26 protein-coding genes, 1 tRNA gene and 1 other RNA gene are annotated in these 24,620 nt (G+C 49.6%); 26 read left to right on the top strand and 2 right to left on the bottom strand.

Annotated features, from left to right (window positions below):
• Positions 1–52 precede the first annotated feature (52 nt).
• From KNP62_RS13250 to KNP62_RS13240, 3 genes are all read left to right on the top strand, one after another.
• Positions 53–568, top strand: a complete 516-nt coding sequence (locus KNP62_RS13250; RefSeq protein ID WP_074033625.1) for a DUF2179 domain-containing protein — start codon at positions 53–55, stop codon at positions 566–568.
• An 89-nt stretch (positions 569–657) separates the two neighbouring features.
• Positions 658–1,101 carry a hypothetical protein gene (locus KNP62_RS13245; RefSeq protein WP_353047536.1) on the top strand — a complete coding sequence of 148 codons (444 nt, stop codon included), beginning with the start codon at positions 658–660 and terminating at the stop codon, positions 1,099–1,101.
• A gap of 56 nt (positions 1,102–1,157) precedes the next feature.
• The gene (locus KNP62_RS13240) at positions 1,158–1,853 is read left to right on the top strand and encodes a MerR family transcriptional regulator (RefSeq protein ID WP_214785841.1); all 696 of its coding nucleotides are present in this window, start codon (positions 1,158–1,160) and stop codon (positions 1,851–1,853) included.
• Between the two features lie 43 nt (positions 1,854–1,896).
• Here KNP62_RS13240 and clpP read toward each other — a convergent pair whose 3' ends face one another.
• Complete coding sequence (clpP, locus tag KNP62_RS13235) at positions 1,897–2,472, bottom strand: ATP-dependent Clp endopeptidase proteolytic subunit ClpP (protein ID WP_012726916.1); 576 nt, start codon at positions 2,470–2,472, stop codon at positions 1,897–1,899.
• 151 nt (positions 2,473–2,623) lie between these two features.
• Positions 2,624–2,696: transfer RNA gene (locus KNP62_RS13230), tRNA-Arg, on the bottom strand.
• Between the two features lie 118 nt (positions 2,697–2,814).
• On the opposite strand from KNP62_RS13230, the gene KNP62_RS13225 reads away from it, so the two are divergent.
• The 23 genes from KNP62_RS13225 to KNP62_RS13115 all read left to right on the top strand — a co-directional run bounded on the left by KNP62_RS13225 (position 2,815) and on the right by KNP62_RS13115 (position 24,617).
• Positions 2,815–3,960, top strand: a complete 1,146-nt coding sequence (locus KNP62_RS13225; RefSeq protein ID WP_214785840.1) for an RNA polymerase factor sigma-54 — start codon at positions 2,815–2,817, stop codon at positions 3,958–3,960.
• A 5-nt stretch (positions 3,961–3,965) separates the two neighbouring features.
• Positions 3,966–4,223, top strand: coding sequence for a glutaredoxin family protein (locus KNP62_RS13220; protein WP_074033610.1), 258 nt, complete (start codon positions 3,966–3,968; stop codon positions 4,221–4,223).
• 109 nt (positions 4,224–4,332) lie between these two features.
• Positions 4,333–5,361 (top strand): sugar-binding transcriptional regulator, encoded by a 1,029-nt coding sequence (locus tag KNP62_RS13215; protein ID WP_012726913.1) that lies wholly within the window; start codon positions 4,333–4,335, stop codon positions 5,359–5,361.
• Positions 5,362–5,420: 59 nt separating this feature from the next.
• Positions 5,421–6,428, top strand: coding sequence for a type I glyceraldehyde-3-phosphate dehydrogenase (gap, locus tag KNP62_RS13210; protein ID WP_012726912.1), 1,008 nt, complete (start codon positions 5,421–5,423; stop codon positions 6,426–6,428).
• Between the two features lie 97 nt (positions 6,429–6,525).
• Positions 6,526–7,710 carry a phosphoglycerate kinase gene (locus KNP62_RS13205; protein WP_214785838.1) on the top strand — a complete coding sequence of 395 codons (1,185 nt, stop codon included), beginning with the start codon at positions 6,526–6,528 and terminating at the stop codon, positions 7,708–7,710.
• An 18-nt stretch (positions 7,711–7,728) separates the two neighbouring features.
• Positions 7,729–8,481 (top strand): triose-phosphate isomerase, encoded by a 753-nt coding sequence (tpiA, locus tag KNP62_RS13200; protein ID WP_034778525.1) that lies wholly within the window; start codon positions 7,729–7,731, stop codon positions 8,479–8,481.
• On the top strand, positions 8,482–10,023 hold the full coding sequence (gpmI, locus tag KNP62_RS13195) for a 2,3-bisphosphoglycerate-independent phosphoglycerate mutase (RefSeq protein WP_214785836.1): 1,542 nt from the start codon (positions 8,482–8,484) through the stop codon (positions 10,021–10,023).
• 33 nt (positions 10,024–10,056) lie between these two features.
• The gene (gene eno, locus KNP62_RS13190) at positions 10,057–11,349 is read left to right on the top strand and encodes a phosphopyruvate hydratase (RefSeq protein WP_012726908.1); all 1,293 of its coding nucleotides are present in this window, start codon (positions 10,057–10,059) and stop codon (positions 11,347–11,349) included.
• A gap of 68 nt (positions 11,350–11,417) precedes the next feature.
• Positions 11,418–11,639: a hypothetical protein gene (locus tag KNP62_RS13185; protein WP_214785834.1), complete on the top strand. Its 222-nt coding sequence runs from the start codon at positions 11,418–11,420 to the stop codon at positions 11,637–11,639.
• A gap of 10 nt (positions 11,640–11,649) precedes the next feature.
• Positions 11,650–12,447 carry a phosphotransferase enzyme family protein gene (locus KNP62_RS13180; protein ID WP_214785832.1) on the top strand — a complete coding sequence of 266 codons (798 nt, stop codon included), beginning with the start codon at positions 11,650–11,652 and terminating at the stop codon, positions 12,445–12,447.
• A 231-nt stretch (positions 12,448–12,678) separates the two neighbouring features.
• Complete coding sequence (gene galU, locus KNP62_RS13175; protein ID WP_214785830.1) at positions 12,679–13,560, top strand: UTP--glucose-1-phosphate uridylyltransferase GalU; 882 nt, start codon at positions 12,679–12,681, stop codon at positions 13,558–13,560.
• A gap of 21 nt (positions 13,561–13,581) precedes the next feature.
• A complete protein-coding gene (locus KNP62_RS13170) occupies positions 13,582–14,790 on the top strand; it encodes a glycosyltransferase family 4 protein (protein ID WP_251125725.1) in 1,209 nt (402 codons plus the stop codon).
• Positions 14,787–16,127, top strand: coding sequence for a glycosyltransferase (locus tag KNP62_RS13165; RefSeq protein WP_214785826.1), 1,341 nt, complete (start codon positions 14,787–14,789; stop codon positions 16,125–16,127). The genes KNP62_RS13170 and KNP62_RS13165 overlap by 4 nt, the downstream gene beginning before the upstream one ends.
• A gap of 48 nt (positions 16,128–16,175) precedes the next feature.
• Entirely contained in the window at positions 16,176–17,063 is an 888-nt protein-coding gene (locus tag KNP62_RS13160; RefSeq protein WP_214785824.1) for a YitT family protein, read from the top strand.
• A gap of 73 nt (positions 17,064–17,136) precedes the next feature.
• The gene (gene secG, locus KNP62_RS13155) at positions 17,137–17,361 is read left to right on the top strand and encodes a preprotein translocase subunit SecG (RefSeq protein ID WP_012726902.1); all 225 of its coding nucleotides are present in this window, start codon (positions 17,137–17,139) and stop codon (positions 17,359–17,361) included.
• Between the two features lie 102 nt (positions 17,362–17,463).
• The gene (locus tag KNP62_RS13150; RefSeq protein ID WP_214785822.1) at positions 17,464–18,204 is read left to right on the top strand and encodes an alpha/beta hydrolase; all 741 of its coding nucleotides are present in this window, start codon (positions 17,464–17,466) and stop codon (positions 18,202–18,204) included.
• A gap of 15 nt (positions 18,205–18,219) precedes the next feature.
• On the top strand, positions 18,220–20,625 hold the full coding sequence (gene rnr / locus KNP62_RS13145; RefSeq protein WP_214693543.1) for a ribonuclease R: 2,406 nt from the start codon (positions 18,220–18,222) through the stop codon (positions 20,623–20,625).
• A gap of 54 nt (positions 20,626–20,679) precedes the next feature.
• Positions 20,680–21,150, top strand: a complete 471-nt coding sequence (gene smpB, locus KNP62_RS13140; protein ID WP_214693541.1) for an SsrA-binding protein SmpB — start codon at positions 20,680–20,682, stop codon at positions 21,148–21,150.
• A 49-nt stretch (positions 21,151–21,199) separates the two neighbouring features.
• Positions 21,200–21,555: a transfer-messenger RNA gene (gene ssrA, locus KNP62_RS13135) on the top strand.
• Positions 21,556–21,674: 119 nt separating this feature from the next.
• A complete protein-coding gene (locus tag KNP62_RS13130) occupies positions 21,675–21,818 on the top strand; it encodes an alcohol dehydrogenase (protein ID WP_214746089.1) in 144 nt (47 codons plus the stop codon).
• Between the two features lie 174 nt (positions 21,819–21,992).
• Positions 21,993–22,601 (top strand): hypothetical protein, encoded by a 609-nt coding sequence (locus KNP62_RS13125; protein ID WP_214785820.1) that lies wholly within the window; start codon positions 21,993–21,995, stop codon positions 22,599–22,601.
• A 71-nt stretch (positions 22,602–22,672) separates the two neighbouring features.
• Positions 22,673–23,632: an HNH endonuclease gene (locus KNP62_RS13120; protein WP_214785818.1), complete on the top strand. Its 960-nt coding sequence runs from the start codon at positions 22,673–22,675 to the stop codon at positions 23,630–23,632.
• 520 nt (positions 23,633–24,152) lie between these two features.
• A complete protein-coding gene (locus KNP62_RS13115) occupies positions 24,153–24,617 on the top strand; it encodes a GNAT family N-acetyltransferase (RefSeq protein WP_214785816.1) in 465 nt (154 codons plus the stop codon).
• Positions 24,618–24,620: the final 3 nt, after the last annotated feature.

Below are 24,620 nucleotides of genomic sequence, written 5' to 3'. Positions count from 1 at the left end.
ACTCTGAAATTTGGAATAGTGGTGGTAATGAATTTGAACGGAGGTCGATCGAATGGGTCAAATCTTACTCATCCTATTGCTACAACTTATCTACGTCCCGGTGCTCACGCTCCGGACAATCATGCTCGTGAAAGGGAAGACCGTCATCGCGGGTTTGTTCGGGACGCTTGAGACACTCATCTACATCTTCGCACTCGGAATCGTATTCCAAGATTTGACGACGCTCGGTATGATCGTGTACGCGGTCGGATTCGGACTCGGGATTTTACTCGGTGGCTATGTTGAACGTAAACTCGCCATCGGCTACAACATGATCCAAGTCCACACGAAAGAATATCCGGCAGAGCTCATTCAACAGATGCGCGACAATGGTTACGGGGTGACGCATTACCAAGGACAAGGGCGAGACGGTGTCCGTTATCGTCTGGACGTTTTGGCAGCCCGTACACGGATGAAAGAATTGCGTGAACTCGTCGAGAAGCATGAACCGAAGGCGTTTCTCGTCGCATTCGACCCGATCGACTTCAAAGGCGGCTATATGATGAAAGGACTGCGTCGTCCGAAATGACGCACAAGACTCACGGAAGTGGGTCTTTTTTTGTTGGAGTAGGGATTTTACTGCACGACAGGGAATGAGTGAGGAAAGGAGATGAGACCGTGAAGCGTAATCGACATTTTTGGATTGTATTGATTGGGTTACTTGTCGGTGTGGGGGTGATTTATGTCGCCGTGTCTTGGTTCGGTGAGGGGGAGGACCCCGTCAAACCGCCGCTCCCGACGGTTCGTGTCGGTTCGGTGACGGCGGAAGTGGAGCAATCGACGTATTGTTGGGAAGCCGGCAGTCGTGCGACGTGCGCCGACTATGGCTTGCCAGAAGCGGATGACCTGCAACTCATCACGGTCAAACCGGGTGATGCGATTGACGTCGTCTACCATGCCGACCCGATGGAATCGAGTTTCTTTCAGATTGAGGACGGAGAGCTCGTCCCGGCTGAACCGGTCGTGCCGGACGAACCCGGGATTTATCTATTCAAAATCGGCGGGGAATGGGCGCAAGGGGATAGCCGATACGTATTCGGTGTCAGCGTGCCTGAAAACTAATGGTTGACCTGCCTCTTAGGGACGGCTGTACAGTGAAGATAGGAGGTGGGAACACAGTGATTCCGATTGGAAGAGTTTCGCATGTGACCGGATTGTCGGTCAAAGCCATCAAATTTTACGAAGGGCGCGGGTTGATTCGACCGACACGATCGGGCAACCAGTATCGGATGTACGGGATGGAAGAGATTCGACGCTTGAGTGAAATTAAACGATTACGTCAAATCGGGCTCAGTTTAGAGCAGATTCAATCAGGTCAGTCGACTGATACGCTACTTGAAACACGGTTATGTGAAGTCAGGAAAGAAATCGAACAGCTTTGCCAAATCGAGAGACAGATTCGGTCGATGCAGTCAGGAGGGGATGACATGAACATTCGATACGAAACATTACGTGAACCGATTACAGTCTATGGATATGGGAGTACGTTAGAAGAAATCCCGAAGGTTTGGGCCAGACTCCAACCAGAATTGACGACAGATGAGTCATACGGCGTCTGCCTCCCACAAGAGAACGGCTATGTGGCTGGCATGACGAAGCCTGTGAGTGGGGAAGGATCGCGACAAGTCGAACTGACCGAAGGGAACTATATCGTCGCGACGGTCGAAGGGGGGATCCCGATGATTCCTACAACGTACGAACAACTGTTGAACGTTCCAGACGTGACGCTTCGCGATGCGGTCGACTTTGAACGTTACATTCACGGTCAAGGTGGAGCGGACGACATGATTGAAGTCTGGATGCCAATCGAATAGAAAAAGACGTTTCCCGATTGATCGGGAAACGTCTTTTGTATGATTAGCGTGTCATGACTTTGTCGATGAGACCGTAGTCTTTCGCTTGGTCAGCTGCCATGAAGTAGTCACGCTCTGTGTCGCGCTCGATGACTTCAAGTGGCTGTCCAGTGTTCTCTGCCATGATTTGGTTCAATTTCTCACGCATTTTGATGATGCGTTCTGCGTGAATCTTAATGTCTGACGCTTGGCCTTGTGTGCCGCCGAGCGGTTGGTGAATCATGATTTCTGCGTTCGGAAGTGCGAAGCGTTTTCCTTTTTCACCGGCTTGGAGCAAGAAGGCACCCATCGATGCAGCCATTCCGATACAAATCGTCGACACGTTCGGCTTGATGAAGTTCATCGTGTCGTAAATCGCCATGCCCGCTGTGATCGAACCACCTGGGCTGTTGATGTAGAGCGAGATGTCCTTTTCTGGATCCTCAGCTGCGAGGAAGAGAAGCTGTGCGACGATTGAGTTCGCGACGTTGTCGTCAATCGCACTTCCGAGAAGGATGATACGGTCTTTGAGCAAGCGTGAGTAGATGTCGTACGCGCGCTCCCCACGGCCTGTCTGTTCGATAACTGTTGGAATTAACATTGAATCTGCCTCCTTTATGTAGGTTGTAAGTTCATCATACCTGTATAGTCAATGTTGGTCAAACGATAGTCATCGTTTTTCACCTATTCCACGATTTTCGCGTCCTGAAACGAAAAAGAGGCCAGGCAATCTGCCTGACCTCTACATCTGATACACCCGGAGAGATTCGAACTCCCGACACCTGGCACCGGAAACCAGTGCTCTATCCCCTGAGCTACGGGTGCATGTGTGTGACACGAATTTATTATACATTTGTTTTATTGAAAAAGCAATCCTGTTCATTATCCTTTTTTGAGCGCAAGCGGAGCGGGTTCGTTACAATAGAGAAGAGGGGGGAGAACGATGCAACGGCAAGAACAAAAACAGGTACAACAGCAACAGATGACGCAAGACCTTGTGCAACGGCTACCGGTGCTCGAGGCGGACCGTCTGGCGCTCTCGTTTCGTCTCGCACGTCTGGCGCGCCATAATCCAAACATTCATATCGGGAGCGGGGATCTCGGATGGGTAGCGGATGCGGCGAGCGCGTTCGAAGAGAAGCTGTTCACCCAGATTCGAGAAGGAAGCGGCAGCGACTCGGAGAAAGAGCTGAGACGGCAACTCGTCTTGTTGCTCGACCATCGAGGATTATTGCCGGATACGAATGAGGTGTTGGCGGAGCGGTTCGGTGTCGACGTGACTCAAATCGAACAGGCGAGACAGGCACTCTTATTTCTTGAACCGACGGGAATCGGGGCGAGAACGGAACGAGAGTGTCAGTACCGCCATGCAATTGAACATGAGGACCCACGCGTCGTCGATGTATTTGATGCGATTGAGAGTGGCGTGAGCCAAAAACAGATGGCGAGCGTGCTCGCGATTTCAGATGAAGAGCTCGCCCGTTTAGAGCGAATTGTCGCGACACTACCAAAACGTCCATTATTATATGAAGAAACGGGGCACGTGTTCCCCGAAGTCGAAGTACGTTACGAAGATGGAGAGCTTGTCACGACGTGGCTCAGCCCGGAACTTGACGCGACGAAAGTCGGCAATGACCGCGAGGCGAAATGGTGGATGACGTCCCTTGCGATGCGGAACGAGACGTTACGTGAGATATGGGCTATCATCGCGTCACGTCAGACCGAGTGGCTGAAAGGAGAACTTGTCCTCAATCCGCTGACCCGTCGGACCGTCGCACAACAAATCGGCAAGCACGAATCGACGGTCGGACGTGCCATTCAAGGGAAGTTCGCGAAGACTGAAGGCGGGATCATGGAATGGAAACACTTTTTCGTAAGGTCGACGAGTCATGGACATTCACCGTTTATGATCAAGCGGACGCTCGCAGAACTGATTCAACGAGAGAAGACCCCGCAAAGTGATCAGGCACTGGCGGACGAACTCGCCCGATACGGCTATCCAGTGACGAGACGGACCGTGACGAATTATCGGGAAGAACTCGGATTCGGCAACTCGCGAGAACGCGAGCGCCAGTTATGGAAGGGATGACGAAAATGAAACTAACTTTATATAAACGTGACAATTGTTCGCTCTGTGACGAGGCGCTTGTCATGCTCGAATGGCTACAGGAGGATTATCCGATCGAACTCGAACAGATTGATATTACGGGAGATGAGGATCTCGAGGCAAAGTACCTCTTTGAAATCCCCGTTCTCATACATGAAGGAGAAGTCATCAGTCAAGGGCGATATGATGACAACAAAGTTGAAGATTTTGTTAAGTATACGCTTACATCGAAAAAAAACGTTTGAAGGGGTTGCCAGACGGAAAAGTGATTGATAAGATGAACTCGTAGCGGTGGGACGCAAATAAAAAAGTGGGACAAAAATTGTCCACACTGAAAGTCGAGGGGGTAAGAGCATGATCCAGCAACTGATTCACGTTCAGAAGCAAATTGTCCCTGACCTGCTCGATACGCTCCGACATCGTTACGATATCTTACACTATGTCCGCTTGATGCAGCCGATTGGCCGCAGGACACTCGCAACGAGTTTGGGACTGACCGAACGGGTACTCAGACGAGAAGTCGACTTTTTGAAAGACCAAGGTCTTCTTTACGTCGCTACTCAAGGAATTTCCCTCAGTGAGACGGGACGAAACGTCTTACGGGACTTGCACGAGATCATGGGAGAACTTCTCGGGATCTCAGAAGTGGCAAGAGAGCTCGAAGAGAAATTAGGGGTTCGCCAAGTCGTCATCGTACCGGGTGATTCAGATGAGACATTCTGGGTCCAACGCGATATCGGACGGGCAGCGGTCACGCAGTTAAAAGCGCGGCTCGCACCGGATGATAACGTGATTGCGGTAACAGGTGGAACGACAATGGCATCGGTTGCGGCGATGATGTCGCCCGATAAAAAAGAACGCCCAATGCATTTTGTGCCCGCACGCGGAGGTCTTGGAGAAACGCTTGAACTTCAAGCGAATACCGTCTGTTCACGCATGGCGGACCGGGCCCACGCAGACTATCATCTTCTACATATTCCGGATGAGGTGTCACAAGAGACATTCGACCGGATGGTGGAGGAACCTAGTATTAAAAATGTACTGGAAATGATTAGAGCGGCGCGAATTGTGGTACATGGAATTGGTGAGGCAGAAACGATGGCAAAACGCCGTCACGCATCACCGGAGCATTTGCGGATGATTGAACGGCATGACGCCGTCGCCGAAGCATTCGGATATTATTTCAATGCGGAAGGTGAGATCGTCCATCGCGTCAAGACGGTCGGGATCCAACTCGAAGAGCTGGATGACATGGATACCGTCATCGCGGTTGCCGGAGGAAAATCGAAGGCACAGGCGATCGCCGCTTATGCGAAACACACGTCGAACATCATCCTCGTCACAGACGAAGGTGCGGCGAAAGAATTATTAACTTGTTATTAAAGAGTTGACCCCCCGTTGGCTCTTCAATAAATAGCTTCTACCCTAAGGAGGAAATTAACATGGCAGTAAAAGTTGGTATTAACGGATTTGGACGTATCGGTCGTTTGGCATTCCGCGAGATCATCAAAAACGAAGGAATCGAAGTTGTTGCAATCAACGACTTGACAGACACGAAGATGCTTGCGCACCTTCTCAAGTATGACACGACTCAAGGTCGTTTCGACGGAGAAGTTGAAGTACACGACGATCACTTCCTCGTAAACGGAGAGAAAGTTATCACGCTCGCTAACCGTAACCCTGAAGAACTTCCATGGGGAGACCTCGGTGTAGACATCGTTCTCGAATGTACTGGATTCTTCACTTCTAAAGAAAAAGCTGAGCTTCACTTGAAAGCTGGCGCGAAGAAAGTTGTTATCTCGGCTCCTGCTACAGGTGACATGAAGACTGTTGTTTACAACACAAACCACGACATCCTCGATGGTACTGAAACAGTCATCTCAGGTGCTTCTTGTACAACAAACTGCTTGGCTCCAATGGCTAAAGTACTTCAAGACCAGTTCGGAATCGTTGAAGGTCTCATGACGACAATCCACGCTTACACTGGCGACCAAAACACGCTTGACGCTCCACACCCGAAAGGTGACTTCCGTCGTGCGCGTGCAGCTGCAGCGAACATCGTTCCTAACACAACAGGAGCTGCTAAAGCAATCGGTCTCGTAATCCCTGAACTTCAAGGAAAACTTGACGGTGCTGCACAACGTGTACCAGTTGCTACAGGTTCACTCACTGAGCTCGTAACTGTACTCGACAAGCAAGTATCTGTTGACGAAGTAAACGCAGCGATGAAAGCAGCAGCAAACGAGTCATTCGGTTACACTGAAGACGAAATCGTTTCTTCTGACATCGTTGGAATCACATACGGTTCACTCTTCGATGCGACTCAAACAAAAGTTATGACAGTTGGCGACAAGCAACTCGTTAAAACAGTTTCTTGGTACGACAACGAAATGTCTTACACTGCACAATTGGTTCGCACAGTTAAGCACTTCGCTAACATCGCGAAGTAATTTCGTGAACTAAATAGAATCAAATAGGAGCGGAAACAAGAGATTGTTCTCCGCTCTATTTATGAAATGACACGCACGACATATGGAGGCGAAAGTTATGAACAAACAGTCTATTCGTGACATCGATGTAAAAGGGAAACGCGTCTTTTGCCGCGTTGACTTCAACGTTCCACTCAAAGATGGCGTCATCCAAGACGAAACTCGGATCCAAGCCGCACTTCCAACGATCAAGCACTTGCTTGACGGTGGTGCGAAACTCGTCCTTGCGAGCCACCTCGGCCGTCCGAAAGGCGAGAAGAACCCTGAGTTCTCACTTGCTCCAGTAGCGAAGCGTCTCGCTGAGCTCCTCGGAAAAGATGTGCCGCTCGTCGAAGAAGCATACGGACCGGTCGCAGAAGAAGCGGTCGCTAAACTCTCTGAAGGCGATGTCGTCGTTTTAGAGAACGTTCGTTTCTACCCAGGTGAAACGAAAAACGACCCTGAACTTGCAAAAGGATTCGCAGCACTTGCTGACGTATACGTCAATGACGCGTTCGGCGCGGCTCACCGTGCACACGCTTCAACTGAAGGGATTGCACACCACGTGGACACAGCCGTTGCTGGTCTCTTGATGGAAAAAGAACTTGAAGTTCTCGGTAAAGCTCTTTCTAACCCAGACCGTCCGTTCACGGCGATTATCGGCGGGTCGAAAGTAGCGGACAAGATCGGGGTCATCGACCACCTTCTTGACATCGTTGACACACTCATCATCGGTGGCGGACTCTCGTACACGTTCTCGAAAGCACTCGGGCACGAAGTCGGAACGTCACTCCTTGAAGAGGATAAGCTTGACCTCGCTCGTCAATTCATGAAGAAAGCAGAAGACAAAGGTGTGAAATTCTTAATGCCAATCGACTGCGTCATCACGAAAGAATTCGGCGAAGAAACGTATGTCGGCCCAGTCGATATCGACTCGATCCCAGCGGATCACATGAGTCTTGATATCGGACCGAAGACAGTCGAACTTTACGCGGATGCGATTCGCGAATCGAAACTTGTCGTATGGAACGGACCGATGGGCGTATTCGAACTCGATAAATACGCAAACGGAACGAAAGGTGTCGCTCAAGCACTTGCGGATAGCGATGCATATTCAATCATCGGTGGTGGCGACTCAGCCGCTGCAGCAGCCAAGTTTGGTCTTGCTGACAAGATGAGTCACATTTCAACTGGTGGTGGCGCGTCACTCGAATTCATGGAAGGCAAGAAACTTCCAGGTGTCGAGGCGCTTAACGACAAGTAATTTAGAGGAGGGTTATCGATGCGTAAACCGATTATTGCAGGTAACTGGAAAATGAACAAAACACTCTCGGAAGCTGTCGCTTTCGTAGAGGAAGTTAAAAACAACATTCCGTCTACTGACAAAGTAGATGCAGCGATTGGTGCTCCGGCACTTTTCCTCGCACCGATGGTAGAAGCAGCTAAAGGGTCAAACTTGAAGCTCGGTGCACAAAACATGTACGACAAAGATAGCGGTGCATACACTGGCGAAATCAGCCCAGCTATGGTCGCTGACCTCGGCGTGACTTACGTCATCCTCGGTCACTCAGAACGTCGCGAGTACTTCGGCGAATCAGATGCGTTCATCAACAGCAAAACGAAAAAAGCGTTCGAACACGGTCTTACGCCAATCGTTTGTGTCGGTGAAACACTTGAAGAGCGCGAAGGCGACAAGTTCGAAGAAGTCATCAAAACACAAGTCGAAGGCGGTCTCGCTGACCTCTCTGCTGACCAAGTCAAACAACTCGTCATCGCGTACGAGCCAGTTTGGGCAATCGGTACAGGTAAATCAGCAGACGAAGCTGACGCACAAAGCTCTTGTAAGTATGTTCGCGACGTGGTGAAAGGTCTTTACGGTGAAGACGTAGCGGCTGCAGTACGCATCCAATACGGTGGATCTGTCAAACCTGAGAACATCAAAGAGTACATGGCACAAGAAGATATCGACGGCGCACTCGTCGGCGGTGCTTCACTTGAAGCCGCTTCGTTCCTCAAATTGTTGGAGGCGATTTAAATGGCTAGACCAGTCGCACTCATCATCTTAGATGGTTTCGGGATGCGTGACGAATCGTTCGGTAACGCGGTCATGGCTGCGGACAAACCGAACTTCGATCGCTACTGGGAGCAGTATCCACATACGCTCTTAAACGCAAAAGGCGAGTACGTCGGTCTTCCAGAAGGACAGATGGGGAACTCGGAAGTCGGTCACTTGAATATCGGTGCCGGTCGAGTCGTCTATCAGTCACTTTCACGCGTCAACAACGCAATCAAAGACCGTTCGCTTTTTGATCGTCAAGCGATGAACCATTTGGCAGGACATGTGAAGAAACATGACTCGAGCCTTCATATCATGGGTCTCGTGTCAGATGGCGGGATTCACTCGCACATCAAACACATGTTTGCCATCGTTGAGTTCGCAAAACTCCACGGCATCGAAAAAGTGTACATTCACGCTTTCACGGACGGCCGTGACTGTGATCCGAAGTCAGGTGCTGGTTTCCTCAAGGAAACTGAAGAAAAGCTCGCTGAACTCGGTGTCGGTCAAGTCGCTAGCGTGTCTGGTCGCTACTATGCCATGGACCGCGACAACCGTTGGGAGCGCGTCGAGAAAGTATACGACGTCCTCGTAAACGGAAAAGGTGAAGTCGGTACGGACCCAGTCGAGGTTCTCAAGAAGTCGTATGAGAACGACTTGACGGATGAGTTCGTCTTACCGACAGTCATCGAAAAAGATGGCAAGCCGGTCGCAACAATTCAAGACAACGATGCCATCATGTTCTTCAACTTCCGTCCGGACCGGGCGATCCAGTTGTCGAAAGTATTCAAAGAGAAAGCTGGATTCGAAGGCTTTAAACTCTCTGAAAACCATCCTGAGAACCTTCTTCTCGTCTCGATGACGAAGTACTCAGATGATATCGACACGGACATCGTCTTCCCACCGGAAGATTTGAAAAACACACTCGGGGAGACACTCTCTGCGCAAGGATATAAACAGCTCCGTGCCGCAGAAACAGAGAAGTACCCACACGTCACGTTCTTCTTGAATGGACAAAAAGAACAGCCATTCGAAGGCGAGGATCGTCTCCTCGTACCTTCACCGAAAGTCGCGACATACGACTTGCAACCAGAAATGAGTGCGTACGAACTCACAGACGGCTTGCTCGAGCGTATCGAGTCGGATGAGTATGATGCATACATCATCAACTTCGCGAACCCGGATATGGTTGGTCACTCAGGTAAGCTTGAGCCGACGAAGAAAGCGATCGAAGCAGTCGATGAATGCCTCGGTAAAGTAGTGGACGCATTACTTGCTAAAGGTGGCGCGGCCATCATCACAGCAGACCACGGGAACGCAGACATCGTCACGAACCCGGACGGCTCGCCGATGACGGCGCATACGACGGAACCTGTTCCATGTATCATCACAAAAGAGGGAGTCGAACTGAAACCAGTTCTCGAAGGCGCACTTTGCGACCTCGCCCCAACGCTTCTCGACCTTCTAGGTGGAGAGCAACCAGCTGAAATGACTGGTTCATCAATCGTTACAAAATCATAAAACTATTTTTCATACGAAAAGGAGCGATTTTTCATGTCAATGATTACAGAAATTTACGCACGCGAGATTTTAGATTCACGCGGTAACCCATCAGTAGAAGTAGAAGTCTTCACAGAAGACGGCGGTTTCGGCCGTGCCCTCGTCCCATCAGGCGCATCAACAGGTGAGCACGAAGCAGTTGAGCTTCGCGATGGCGACAAGTCACGTTACCTCGGTAAAGGTGTCTTGAAAGCAGTTGCAAACGTAAACGATACGATTGCACCAGAACTCATCGGCTACGATGTTTTCGACCAAAACGCAATCGATGCGAAAATGATCGAACTCGACGGTACGCCAAACAAAGCTAAACTTGGTGCAAACGCAATTCTCGGTGTGTCAATGGCAGCAGCTCATGCAGCAGCAGATGAGCTTGGTCTCCCACTTTACACATACCTCGGTGGATTCAACGCGAAGACACTTCCAACACCAATGATGAACATCATCAACGGTGGTTCGCACGCGGACAACAACGTGGACTTCCAAGAGTTCATGATCATGCCTGTTGGCGCGCCAACATTCCGTGAAGCGCTCCGTATGGGTGCTGAAGTATTCCACGCCCTCAAATCAGTTCTTTCTGGTATGGGTCTTAACACAGCTGTTGGTGACGAAGGTGGTTTCGCACCAAACTTGAAATCGAACGAAGAAGCGATCACAGTTATCCTTGAAGCGATCGAAAAAGCTGGTTACAAACCAGGCGAAGACGTCTACCTTGCAATGGACGTTGCATCTTCTGAGTTCTACGACAAGTCAACTGGTAAATACGAACTCGCTGGCGAAGGTAAGTCACTCACAACTGCTGAGCTTGTAGACTTCTACGCTGAGCTCGTTGACAAGTATCCAATCCTCTCAATCGAAGATGGTTGTGACGAAAACGACTGGGATGGCCACAAGCTTCTCACAGACAAAATCGGACACAAAGTTCAACTCGTTGGGGATGACCTCTTCGTAACGAACACATCTAAACTTGCTGAAGGTATCGAAAAAGGAATCGCAAACTCGATCCTCATCAAAGTTAACCAAATCGGTACGCTCACAGAAACATTCGACGCGATCGAAATGGCTAAAAAAGCTGGTTACACAGCAGTTGTCTCACACCGTTCTGGTGAAACAGAAGACGCGACAATCGCGGACATCGCTGTTGCGACAAACGCTGGACAAATCAAAACTGGTTCACTTTCACGTACAGATCGTATCGCGAAATACAACCAACTTCTCCGCATCGAAGACATGCTCGGCGATGTAGCGAAATACGACGGCATCAAGTCGTTCTACAACCTCAAAAAATAATTGATTGTTTCAGGCTCGCCAAATGGCGGGCCTGTTTTTTTGTGGATTAAGTTGGCGTTTGCTCGAAGATGGGGCGACTAATTAGTCGTAACCCCGTCTTTGCGGCACCGATGCTTTCTGCAGGCAATCCACGGAGCCTCCTCGCGCTTATGCGCTTGCGGGGTCTCCGCGAGATTGCTTTCCTGCAAGAGTCACGGTACCGCTTCAACGGGTGCGAACGTTTTGTGTCTGAACTCCTCGTCATCGACACCCTGTGTTGCTGTATACTGAACGTGATTGATGAAGAATAGGGGGGATTGGATGGACCAAGCGAATGAACAAGAAAAAAGATTGAGTGGCGGGAACGTGTCGACTGTCCATAAAAAGGGGAATTATGTCTATCGCACTCAAAAGGAAGGCAGCGAGCGTATTCATCGATGGTTACGTCACTTGGAGGCAAAGCAACTTTCCGGAGTGCCGCGTTTTATTGGAATCGATGATCGAGGGAGAGAAGTGTTAACTTACTTGGAAGGAGAAACCGCAGACTATCCGTTGAAGTCTTACATGTGGTCCGATGAGGCGATTCAAGATGTTGCACGACTAATGAGACGTCTGCATGATGCGTCGACAGATTTTGAGTGGTCGTCAGATTGGGCACCGATTGACAACACGCCTCAACCGCTAGAGGTCATTTGCCATAATGACTTTGCCGTCTACAATACGATTTTTCATGAGGGGAAAGTATCGGGGATCATCGACTTTGATTTGGCTGCACCAGGTCCGAGAGCTTGGGATATCGTCTACGCACTATACACGTTCGTTCCGCTTAGTCGCCGGCATCAAGCTGAATCGGGAGAGGTCATCTATTACGATGCGATTCGAGATGATGAGTCGTATCAAGAGCGTGTTTCATTATTCTTAAAGGCATATGGTTGGGACAACCCTAAGGAAGACTGGTTTGAGATGTTACAGCTACGTATCGAGGCACTCTGTCTGTTGATGAAGCGGAAAGCCGCTGAAGGGGATATCGCCTTCCAAAAGATGATGGATGAGGGGCACTACAATCATTATCAAGAAGAACTTCGTTTTATTCAAACGCATGGCCAGAAGTGGTTCTGAAACGATGTAGGAAGGGAATAGATTACTGAAGCATGAATGGGGAGGCGTTTCTCATGATGATGCTAGGAATTCTTCTCGTCATCGGTCTGATCGCATTTGGGGTATGGTATTATCTAAAAACGAAGCGTGACGACGATTGGTCATGACTCTTTTGTCATGACCTCTATTTTGTGTCAGAACACACAAGTATTGGGTATACTCATTACATAATGAGTAAAGGAGCCAATGCTAATGACACGAGTACGTAAAGCGATCATCCCAGCCGCCGGTCTCGGCACACGCTTCCTACCAGCCACGAAAGCCATGCCAAAAGAGATGTTGCCGATCGTCAACAAACCGACGATTCAGTTCATCGTCGAGGAAGCCGTCGCTTCAGGAATCGAAGACATCATCATCGTCACGGGCAAGAACAAGCGCGCCATCGAGGATCATTTTGACCGTGCGCTCGAGTTGGAACAAAACTTGGAGTCAAAAGGGAAGACCCGCTTACTCGAATCGGTCCGACACTCCTCGAACTTGGCGAACATTCACTACATACGCCAACAGGAGCCAAAAGGTCTCGGTCATGCGATTTGGTGTGCTCGGAAATTCATTGGGGACGAACCGTTCGCGGTTTTACTCGGGGACGATATCATTGAATCCGACGTGCCGGCGACGAAACAATTGATTGACCAATATGAGGCGCATGAACGCTCGATCATTGGTGTGCAGCGTGTCCCGTATGAAATGACGAACCGATATGGTATAATTGACCCGCTTGCCGTTGAAGGGAAGCTTATCCCGGTGCGGACGTTCGTCGAGAAACCGCCCGTCGGTGAGGCCCCATCGAACTTTGCCATCCTTGGTCGCTATGTGCTGACACCGGACGTCTTTGAGGCGTTGTCAGGACAAGAAGCAGGGGCAGGAGGCGAGATTCAATTGACGGATGCGATCGCACGCTTGAATGAAGCGCAGACGGTCTTTGCTTACGAATTTGATGGTCGACGCTATGACGTCGGGGAGCCGATTGGATTCGTCGAGACGATGATTTGCCACGCGCTCAGCGATCCTGATTTAAAAGATGACGTCCATGCATTGTTAAAACGGCTCGTGGACGAACTTGATCAACAGTAAGGTGTGTTATTTTTGAAAACAATGCTCATGGTGTGTCAAAACTATTATCCGGAGATCGGCAGCGCCGGTAACCGGATGCAAAATATTACGCATTTGATGAAGCAGCGTGGGTATGAAGTCGAGGTCATCACGGCCGCTCCTTCGTACCCGAGCTTTGATATGTATCAGGATGACCGTTTCTGGAATGACCGGGAGCTGAACGACCAACCGTTCATCAAACGACTCATCACGAAGAAGCGGAAACATACGTCCAATATGGTCAGCCGTCTCTTCTTGTTCCTTGAACAGATGGTGAAAGGAATCGGGTCCGTCCGTCAGTTAAAATTGAAGCCAGACGTCGTATTTGCGACGACCCCTTCTTTTTTTATGGCGTTTGTCGGGGTATATGCGAAACGCAAGTATCGTGTCCCCCTCATTTTAGACGTTCGTGACCTTTGGCCGGAATCGGTGAAAGGGGTCGGCGTGTTCAAGCGCGACTGGGTGCTCACGCCGGCATTTTGGCTCGAGAAGCGACTGTATCGTGCAGCTGACGAGGTCATCATCAACTCGGAAGGCTTCCGTAGCTATCTGCGTCAACGCGGTGTCCCGAACGAGAAAATCCACTACATGCCGAACTCGATTCGGGAGTCGGAACGAGCGCTTGAGCGGACGATCCCGCCGGACGACCGGATGGAGATTCTATATGCCGGAAACATGGGTCTCGCGCAAGACGTCTCGCTCTTACTCGAACTCGCCGAACGGTTCCGTGACGAACCGCGGATTCACTTCAAGCTGATCGGCTACGGATATCGGAAAGAAGAGTTGAAGCAGACGATCAAGGAGCGTGGTTTCCAAAACTTCTTGTTCCTTGAAGCGATGCCACGGACGGAGGCGTTCCAGGCGATTAAAAATGCGGACGTCGCCTTTGTCAGCCTGATCGAGCAAGAAGTGTTCGATACGGTCATCCCGGGGAAACTCATCGACTATATGGCGGTCGGCAAACCGATTGTCGCAGCAGTGTCAGGCCATGCGGCGAATGTCATTGAAGCGGCCGAAGTCGGATTCGTCTCTCGGAGACGGGATATCGATGAGATCGAACGGATCCTCCGCAAGCTCCTCGACCGACCGGACCTTCGGGAGGCGCTCGGGGCGAACGGGATACGTTACGTCAAAGAGAATTTATGTTGGGAAGAGAATATCGACGTGTTAGATCAAGTCGTACAACAGTTAGTGATGGAGGAAAGACAATGAAGTCAGTATGTATGTTTGTATGGAACCATTTTACGAATGATGCGCGCGTCCTTCGCGAATGCTCGGCACTCGCCGAGGCAGGTTATGAAGTTGATTTGATTGCGCTCCAGGACCCGAAAAATAAAGAGTTACCGAAAGAAGAGATGCGTCCGGAAGGTTTCCGTGTCATCCGCGTGAAGCGTCAGCCATCGATTCTCGTCAACGCGCTCAAGTTCGCGAAGAAGACGTATCAATGGGTGAGTGAGAAACGGACCCGTCAAATCGGTGCCGGACTTGTCGGTGCCGGCTTATTCCTACTCGCACCGTTCACGATGCTCGCTCTCGGGGCAGCGGTCGGGACAATCTTGTTGCCGCAAGTACGTAAGCAAATCGTCAACGCGAGTGCGATGCTCGAGATGGTGTTCACGTCGACGAAGAAGTCATACGACTTTTATCATGCGAACGATTTGAACACGCTCCCGCAGGCACTCCTCGCCGGAAAAGTGTTCAACAAAGGTCGAATCGTCTACGATTCGCACGAAGTACAGACGGACCGTACCGGTTACGGCTACATCCAAAGTAACCTCGAAGGATGGCTCTTGCCGTTCGTCGATACGATGATGGTCGAGAACCATACGCGTGCGGCACATAACGAAGAGTTATACGGATTCTATCCGTACGTGCTTCACAACTATCCGTTCTATCGTCCGCTCGACTTCTCGCTCCGTAAGGACTTGCATGCGCTTCTCGACTTGCCGAAAGACGAGAAGATCCTCTTGTACCAAGGTGGGATTCAAGCAGGTCGTGGTCTCGAACAGCTCGTGCTCGCGGCGAAAGACTTCAAAGAAGGTACGCTCGTCATGATCGGGGACGGGAAGCTCAAACCGACGATTCAACAGTTGATTGAGACGGAAGGCGTCGGCGATCGTGTCAAGATGATTGACAAAGTACCGGTCGAAGCGTTACCTTACTATACGATGAACGCCTACTTAGGCTTCCAAGTATTGAACAACGTCTGCTTCAACCACTACTCGGCATCGTCGAACAAATTGTTTGAGTATTTGATGGCCGAAGTACCGGTCGTCTCATGTGACTTCCCTGAGATCGAACGGGTCGTTGCGGGGAACGATGTCGGGGTGCTCGTCGACTCGCACGATCCACAATCGATCGCAGACGGCGTCAACCGGATGATTGAAGACCAAGCACTCTATGCGCGTGTCAAAGAGAACACGAAGACCGCGCGTGAGAAATATAACTGGGATTTGGAAAAAGAGGCACTCTTGAATGTCTACGCGAACGCAGCGGAGCGCAAGTTGCCGATTATGAAAGACGGTGCGCCAAAGCCAGTACAATCTTAAGACTGCGGCTTTGGCCGCGGTCTTTTTTATATGGAAGGAGGACAATTTATGAAACGTCAACAGCAACATCTATTGCGCCAACAAGTATGGCGCAAGCTACAAACCATCTCGGTGAAGGACATTGCCTGGATCATCGCGGGCTCATTCATTCTCTCGTTCGGGGTCAACTACTTCACCGTACCGAACGATTTCTCAGAAGGTGGCCTGCTCGGGGTCACGATCATCCTGTACTACGTCTTCGGCTGGGACCTCGGACTCACGTCAATCATCGGGAACGGGATTCTCTTCATCGTCGGTTATAAGCTGCTTGACCGCCGGACAATGGTCTATTCGGTCATCGCCGTCGTCGCGACGTCATTCTTCCTCAGTCTGACGCACGACTGGGGCAGCCCTGCCGAGGATAAGCTGCTCGCGGCCGTCTATGCCGGAATCATGATCGGGGTCGGGATCGGCATGGTGCTCCGTGTCGGCGGGACGACAGGAGGGGGCGTCATCATCGCCCGGCTCATGGAGCGCTATCTCCACTTGAGCGTCGCCGTCTCGATGTTCATCATCGATGCGATCGTCGTCGCGACATCTGGCTTCTTCTTAGGGGAACAGGTCGTCCTCTATACGCTCATCGCCATCATCATCGGCTCGTGGGTCATCGACCTCGTCGCAGAGGGACTCAATATCCGCAAGGCCGTCACGATCATCAGCGACAAGCAAGAAGAGCTCGCCGTCGTCTTGACGGAGACGCTCGGTCGCTCGGCGACAATCATTCATGGACACGGCTATTACACGAAGCAACACAAGAACATGTTGTATATGATCGTCGACAAACGTCAGATCGCGCCACTCAAAAAAATCGTCCAAGTGACGGACGACCGCGCCTTCGTCGTCATCCACCAAGTGAAGGAAGTCATCGGCGAAGGATTCAGCTACCCGTCCCGATAATTTGAATGCTGGTGTTTTGACGATAACTTCTATATAATAAAAGGCGTGTAAATAGAAGGAGGAACTGACTACTATGCAAACGATCGCTACAATCAGCCTACTTGTCGTGGCTGTCTTATTGATTGTCGTCGTACTGCTCATGTCAGGTCGGTCGCAAGGTCTTGGAGCGATTGCAGGTGGCGCGGAGCAGTTGTTCGGACGCCAGAAAGCGCGCGGCTTCGATGCTGTTTTGAACCGAACTGCAGCTGTACTAGGCACTTTGTTTTTCATTTTAGGATTACTAGTCGCATCATTATGATGATAAGGCTGATCGTTCTCGATTTTCACGTGAGGCGGTCAGCTTTTGTTTTTTCGATTTATTTTTTGGGAATAATGTAGATACGAGGAGATGACAGATAAAATGAAAGTGACTGCACCAAAACCGTTCTTCTTCGAAGGCGGAAAACGTGCCGTGTTGATGTTACATGGCTTCACTGGATCGAGCGCGGATGTCCGCATGCTCGGTCGCTTCCTTCAAAAAGAAGGATACACATGTATGGGACCGATCTATCGTGGTCATGCCGTCCCACCGGAAGAGTTACTCCAATATGGACCAGAAGACTGGTGGGAAGACGTCTTGAACGCCTACCAGACACTCGTCGACAAAGGCCATGAGGAAATCGTCGTCTGCGGACTATCGCTAGGTGGCGTGATGTCACTCCGTCTCGCCGAGGAGAAAGACGTCAAGGCGGTCATCCCGATGTGCGCGCCGACTGGAATCGATGCCGAGGACCGCTTGTACAAAGGAGTCCAGGCATATGCCCGAGAATATAAGGGTAGAGAAGAAAAGTCGCCGGAACAGATCGAGCAGGAGATGGTAGAGTTCAAACCGATGCCAACACTAAAAGACCTCCGTGCCTTCGTCCGCGACACGGCGTCGAAGCTCGAGGACATCTTCGTCCCGACACTCGTCGTCCAAGGCGCCAAAGACAACATGATCGACCCGGAATCGGCGAATCAAATTTACGAGGCGGTCAACACGTTCCAAAAAGAGTTGCTCATCTATGAGAACTCGGGACATGTGATTACGCTCGACAAAGAAAAAGAGAAACTGCACCAGGACGTGCTCGATTTTCTCGAAACGTTAGACTGGTCAGTCTAAGAAGGAGGTGTCACGTTGAATTTACGTGACCAATTACTAGAGATCTTACAGGCGAGCGAGAAACCGCTCTCTGTCGATCAACTGACCGAGCGATTACAGCTCGCGTCGACGGATGACTTCAAAGAACTCATCCGCACATTGAATGCCCTCGAGGAAGAGGGTGCCATCGGTCGAACGCGGACGAACCGTTACGGGACGCTCGCCTCGCTCGGCCAAGTCGCAGGGATCATCTCGATCCACCAGCGCGGATTCGGCTTCTTGTCGGTCGAAGGGGAAGCGGAAGATGTGTTCTTGCCGCCCGACCAACTGAAAGACGTCTACCATGGCGATACGATTCTCGTCAAAAAACGCGAGGACAACCGTGGCAAGACAGAAGGAATCCTATTGAAAGTATTGAAGCGCGGACTCTCCGAGTTCGTCGGGACGTATACGCTCCCGAGCGGTCGACTCGACCAGTTCGCCTTCATCGAGCCGGATGACAAGCGCATCAACTTCTGGCCGGTCGTCAACCCGGACAAATCGCTCGGTGCCGTCGACGGACATAAAGTCGTCGTGCGCATCACGAAGTATCCGGACGGACGCTTCGCCGGTGCCTGTGACGTCGTCCGTATCATCGGGCATAAGAACGACCCAGGCGTCGACATCTTGTCGATCGTCTATAAACACGGCATTCCAACGGAGTTCCCGGAGGACGTGATCGCGCAGGCGAACGCGGTGCCGGACGAGGCGGATGAGAAAGACTTCATCGGTCGCGTCGACCTTCGTGACGAGACGATCTTCACGATTGACGGCGAAGATGCGAAAGACTTGGACGATGCCGTCCACGTCAAAAAACTCGATAACGGGAACTACGAGCTCGGTGTCCATATCGCCGACGTCTCGCATTACGTGAAAGAGGGCTCGCCGCTCGACGTCGAGGCGCTCGAGCGCGGGACGAGTGTGTACCTCGTCGACCGCGTCATTCCGATGTTGCCGCACCGACTCTCGAACGGGATTTGTTCCCTCAACCCGCACGTCAACCGCTTGACGCTCAGTTGTGTCATGGAGATTTCCCCGCAAAACGGGAAGGTCGTCAGCCATGACTTGTTCCCGAGTGTCATCAAGACGACGGAACGGATGACGTATACGAACGTCCGTGAGATCATCGAGCGCGATGACGAGGAGACGTTGAAAAAGTACGAGCCGTTCATCGGTGAGTTCGATCTCATGGCCGAGCTCGCAGAAGTCCTTCGGAAACGACGCAACTCGCGCGGTGCCATCAACTTCGATTTCGCCGAGGCGAAAGTCGTCGTCAACGAGGAAGGGAAGCCGGCGGATATCGTGCTTCGTCCACGTTCGGTCGCTGAGAAGTTGATCGAGGAGTTCATGCTCGCGGCCAACGAGACGGTCGCTGAACACTTCCATAAGATGGACGTGCCGTTCATCTATCGTGTCCACGATAATCCGAAGCCGGACAAGCTCGACTTCTTCTTCGACTTCGTCGCAAACTTTGGCGTTCACATCGAACGCATCAAAGGACAGACGGTCGAACCGAAGACGCTTCAAAAAATCTTGAAGGCGATTGACGGGGAACCGGAAGAGCCGGTCATCAGCACGATCATGCTTCGCTCGATGCAACAGGCGAAATATGATGACGTATCGCTCGGTCACTTCGGACTCGCGACGGACTTCTATACGCACTTCACGTCACCGATCCGTCGTTACCCGGACTTGATTGTCCACCGTCTCATGCGCACGTACGTCTTCAACAACGACTTGTCGGAGAAGACGATTGCGAAGTACGAGGACCGTCTCGGGGCGATCGCCGAACAGGCATCGAAACGGGAACGTCGCTCCGTCGACGCAGAACGCGAGACACAGGCGCTCAAGAAAGCCGAATACATGGAAGCCCATCTCGGTGAAGAGTTCGATGGTGTCGTCGCCGGCGTCACGAACTTCGGGATGTTCGTCGAACTTCCGAATACGATTGAAGGGCTCGTTCGTCTTCAGTCGATGGATGACTACTACCACTTCGATGAATCACAGCTCATGCTGCTCGGGGAGCGGACAAAACGTCAGTTCCGGATTGGGGACGCCGTCCGTGTCAAAGTCGACGCCGTCAATCTAGACGAGCGAACGATTGACTTCACGGTCGTCGGCATGCCGAAACGGGAACCATCGACGCGTCGCCAACCGACGACAATCAAAGCAAAAGGCGGTCGTCCGAAGAAGGACGAGAAGGACCGTCGTGGCGGTCGCGGTCGAGACGACAAGAAGAAGCGCGGCAAACCAGGAAGACCTGGGAAGCCGGGTAAACCAGGTGAGAAACCGAAACGTGACGGGGAGAAGTCTTCCCAAGGCCGTTCGGCACTCGACTTGAAGAAGAAAGACAAGCATAAACGAAAAGGCGACGCCAAACGAGGTGCGAAGAAGCGTCGCTGACGGGGAGGGGCTCGTCCCTTCCTCCGTATCTTGTAGATAAAGGACTGAATGTGTATGGCCAAGAAGAAAGATTCGAACGCACTCGCCCAAAACCGCAAGGCGTCCTTCGATTACGCGATCGAGGATACGATTGAGGCAGGCATGGTGCTCACAGGGACGGAGATCAAGTCGGTCCGTCAATCGAAGATCAATATCGCGGATGCGTACGTCCGGTTCGACGGGGGCGAGGCGACGCTTCACAACTGTCATATCAGCCCGTTCGACCAGGGGAACCGCTTCAACCATGAGCCACTTCGCGTCCGAAAGCTATTGTTGCATAAGAAGCAAATCAATCAGCTTATCGGGGCATCTGGGCGTGACGGCTACACGATCATCCCGCTCAAAGTGTATATCAAGAACGGGTTCGCCAAGTGCCTGCTCGGCGTCGGAAAAGGGAAGAAGAAGTACGACAAACGCGAGGACTTGAAGAAGAAAGACGCGAAGCGTGACGTCGACCGTGCGATGCGCGATCGGCAAAAATACTGACAACGAATCCTGATTGTGGTATATTAAATATAGTACCAATTACCACCCCGGGGACGTTATGGATTCGACGGGGGTAGGTCGGTCGTATGTGGCGTGTCGAGGGGTCGGCCTCGTTAAAACGCAAACGCCTATAACTGGCAAAACTAACACACAACTCGCAGCAGCCTAAGTGCCCTGCGGATCCTGACATCCATCGCTTGTGTGGATGACTTTCAGGGTCTCAAACTAAGCAAGCTACGCTTCAACCTCGCCGTCTGAGGGCGCGAAGAAGAGATGAAACAGACTGGATGCGACAACGCCTGTTTATCGGCAGTGTCACATCGAGATTCAATAGATAAACTACACACGTAGAAGCATACGTTACGATGCCTTCGGACGCGGGTTCGACTCCCGCCGTCTCCATTTTGAAGCAGTCTGTAACGACTGCGATCAATGATTTTCATGAAGACCTTCTAATTTCATTGAGATTAGAGGGTCTTTACTTTTTGTTGAGAGTCAGCCATGAAGAAAGGAAGGTGAAGAGCATGGGGAAATATCAACTAGACACGAGAAGCAAAGTAGCTGCGGCGAAATACCAAGACGGGAAAAAGCCGACTGTTTCGAACAAGAAGGAACGATTGAACAAGCTTCGTGAAGCGTATTTGCAGAAACAACAAGAGAAGAAGTGATTTGACGAAGGATTATTGAGTGCCTGCTCATTAATCCTTTTTTTATGGATAGCGAAAACCGATTATTAGGTTTTTGAATGGATTCAAGGGATTGAGCATTCCTTTGTTGAATAGAAACTACGAGTTGTTTTTTGAAAATCGTCATGAAATTTACATATCAAAGGAGAATTCCTCATGTCTAAAAAATCGACGGAACTTGTTGTGAATGGAGTCAAAAAATATGGTCCGACAGTGGTCGAACTTGCATTAAAACATAACAAAGAAATCATTGGAGCTTTAGAGTCAATCAATTTAAAGAAACGATTAAATAAATCCGATGATCTCAATCAAAGCTCTAAAGTAGCTAAAGGCAAGAACAAGCATCCTCGAAAGCAACGGTATCAGTACTATTTAACTGAAGTGATTCCTACGTTGGATACTCGAAATCGCGATGAGTTACTTGAATATAAGTTGGAAGTGGAGCAATGTATTCAAAAAATCAAAATGGAGCAAGCACAAGACATCGTTATCAAAAAACAGATTCATGAGGGGCGGATAAAAGAGTGGGAAGCCATTCTCTCTTACATCGTGAGTCAAATAACAATCAAAGACTATATGGAATATTTGAGACTTTTCAACAACCCGGAGTATCAAAGTGATTATTTCACGGGCTTTAAAGGGGATGTGGAGAAATTCAAAAAACTGAATACGGTCGAACAGTATGATGTGCTCGTTCAGTACGTTCATGAAAAAACAATGATTGATATCGAACAAATCAAAAGAGAGTTTTCTGCTCCTGTATGAAGCACCACGATCCACTTCCTATCTGTATTCGTTATAATCAATAGTGCAACGAGTAGATGGAGGTGAAGCCATTGGGATGGGATTTAAGTGTCGCTGAGGCAAAAGATACGTATTTAACCGAATCTGACTTATGGCGCTTTACGCAACAATTTCTGATGAACGCTTCTCACACGACTACGTACAAACATGTATTGATGAAGGCGTTACTTGAATGTACAACAGAATTAAATGAATCAGGTGTCGTGTCATTCCATCAGATTGCTAAACATGTGACGAAAATCTATTGGAATCTCATTGTGACACATGGTTTGACACAGATGAATCAACTAGGAAAGCAGAGCGCTGTTGAAAAAGCTATGGTCTCCTTTCAGAAAGAAAATGACATCCCACGAGATTGGAACTTCGATCGCTTACCAGAACATCAACAAAATCAATTGATCCGGAACGTGAATCAATTTTATAAAAAATACGTATATGGTTCTTTCTATCGCTCATTTAACGAAACGATTTACTCCTTTAATCGAAAAGAAGAGTGGATTCAGCTCGTTCCGGTGTATGTTGTATTTTTTGAAAAATACAAACGCATTCTAATGAACGTGACAAACTATCAGTTAGCCGTCTTCTTAGAGAAGTACAATTCACAAGATGCGATGAAACGGATCTTGAGTAAGCTGGAGTTTGTGTCTGTGCGTCAATCGCTTGAAGAGTTTAAACAACTTTTATTAAGCCACGGTCATTCAACGTGTTTTTATTGCTTAAAGCCGGTAAAACAGATTCACGTTGATCATTTCATTCCTTGGTCTTATATGCAAAACGATGTCTTATGGAACTTTGTTCTTGCATGTCCGACGTGCAATACAAGCAAGAATAATCGATTAGCGAAGATTGATTATCTTTATACTTTGGTAAAACGAAATCATGAACTGCGTACGTCAGAACATTTGTCTACATACAAAGAGTCAAAACTCATTCATTTGTATCATTACGCTGTTCAAAATGGATTTGAAAATAGTTGGGCACCGAAGATGTGAAAAAGTCGAACCTTATCAATTAGGTTCGACTTTTGTTTAGTATTCATTATAGTCAGACACTAGAAAATCTAAAATGAATGAACGAAGAAGATAATGTATTTATGTCTGGACGTGTATTAAAAAGAAATAAGGTAGCGAATTGATAAAAAGGATTTGTGATTGTGAAAATTTGAAAAAGACATACGATAGAGGCTGATATGGTAGCGGATCCGATATGCTATTCGGTCTGTATATACAAGATAGAGGTAGATGTGTTCACGATTTCTGACGCACTGAAGAGTGATTTCCAAGAATGGGTTAGTCGATTCGGAGAATGTATTGACGTGAACGTCCTTACAAGATGGAAAATCAAGGAGGAACAACATAATAGTGAAGGCGACTTTTTTCGAAAAGTTTGCAAGTTGGGTTTGGTAAAGCTTATGAAATTAAATTCACTCCTATAGCATACGTTAACTTCACTAAAAACATTTATTCCAAAAATTGTATGTTACACTAAAGGAAAACGAGTAGAGGTAAACAGATGACTATTCATTTTGACAAGATGAGGGAACAAGAAATCGTGAATTATGTGACTTGGTTGATTGACGATTATGCAAAAGATGTGGCACGAAACTATCAACTTCCGATAGTATTGGCGCAAGAGGAATCGACACAATTGATTCACGACCTCTTCCCAGATAATCGACTCGGGGAAGGGCAGACCGTTGTTCATGTGATGAACGAAGACACTCGTGTCGGGATTTTGTGGTATGCGTTTCAAGCTGAATCGAAACGTGTTTTCATTTATCACATTTTGATTGAAGAGACGTACCGTGGACAAGGATACGCGACAGCAGTGTTTGAGAAACTTGAGAAAGTCGCCTCAGAAGAACTTGGTGCAACATCCATTGGATTAAGTGTATTCGGTACGAACCCAGACGCACAGCGATTGTATAAACGACTCGGATTCCAAGAAGCGTCCATCGCCATGAACAAACAGTTATGAGAG

The sequence above is a fragment of the Exiguobacterium sp. s183 genome (assembly GCF_018617655.1).
GTDB classification, from domain to species: domain Bacteria; phylum Bacillota; class Bacilli; order Exiguobacteriales; family Exiguobacteriaceae; genus Exiguobacterium; species Exiguobacterium aestuarii_A.
Note: the sequence above shows the minus strand (reverse complement) of the source record. Positions and strands in the feature narration are given on the sequence as shown.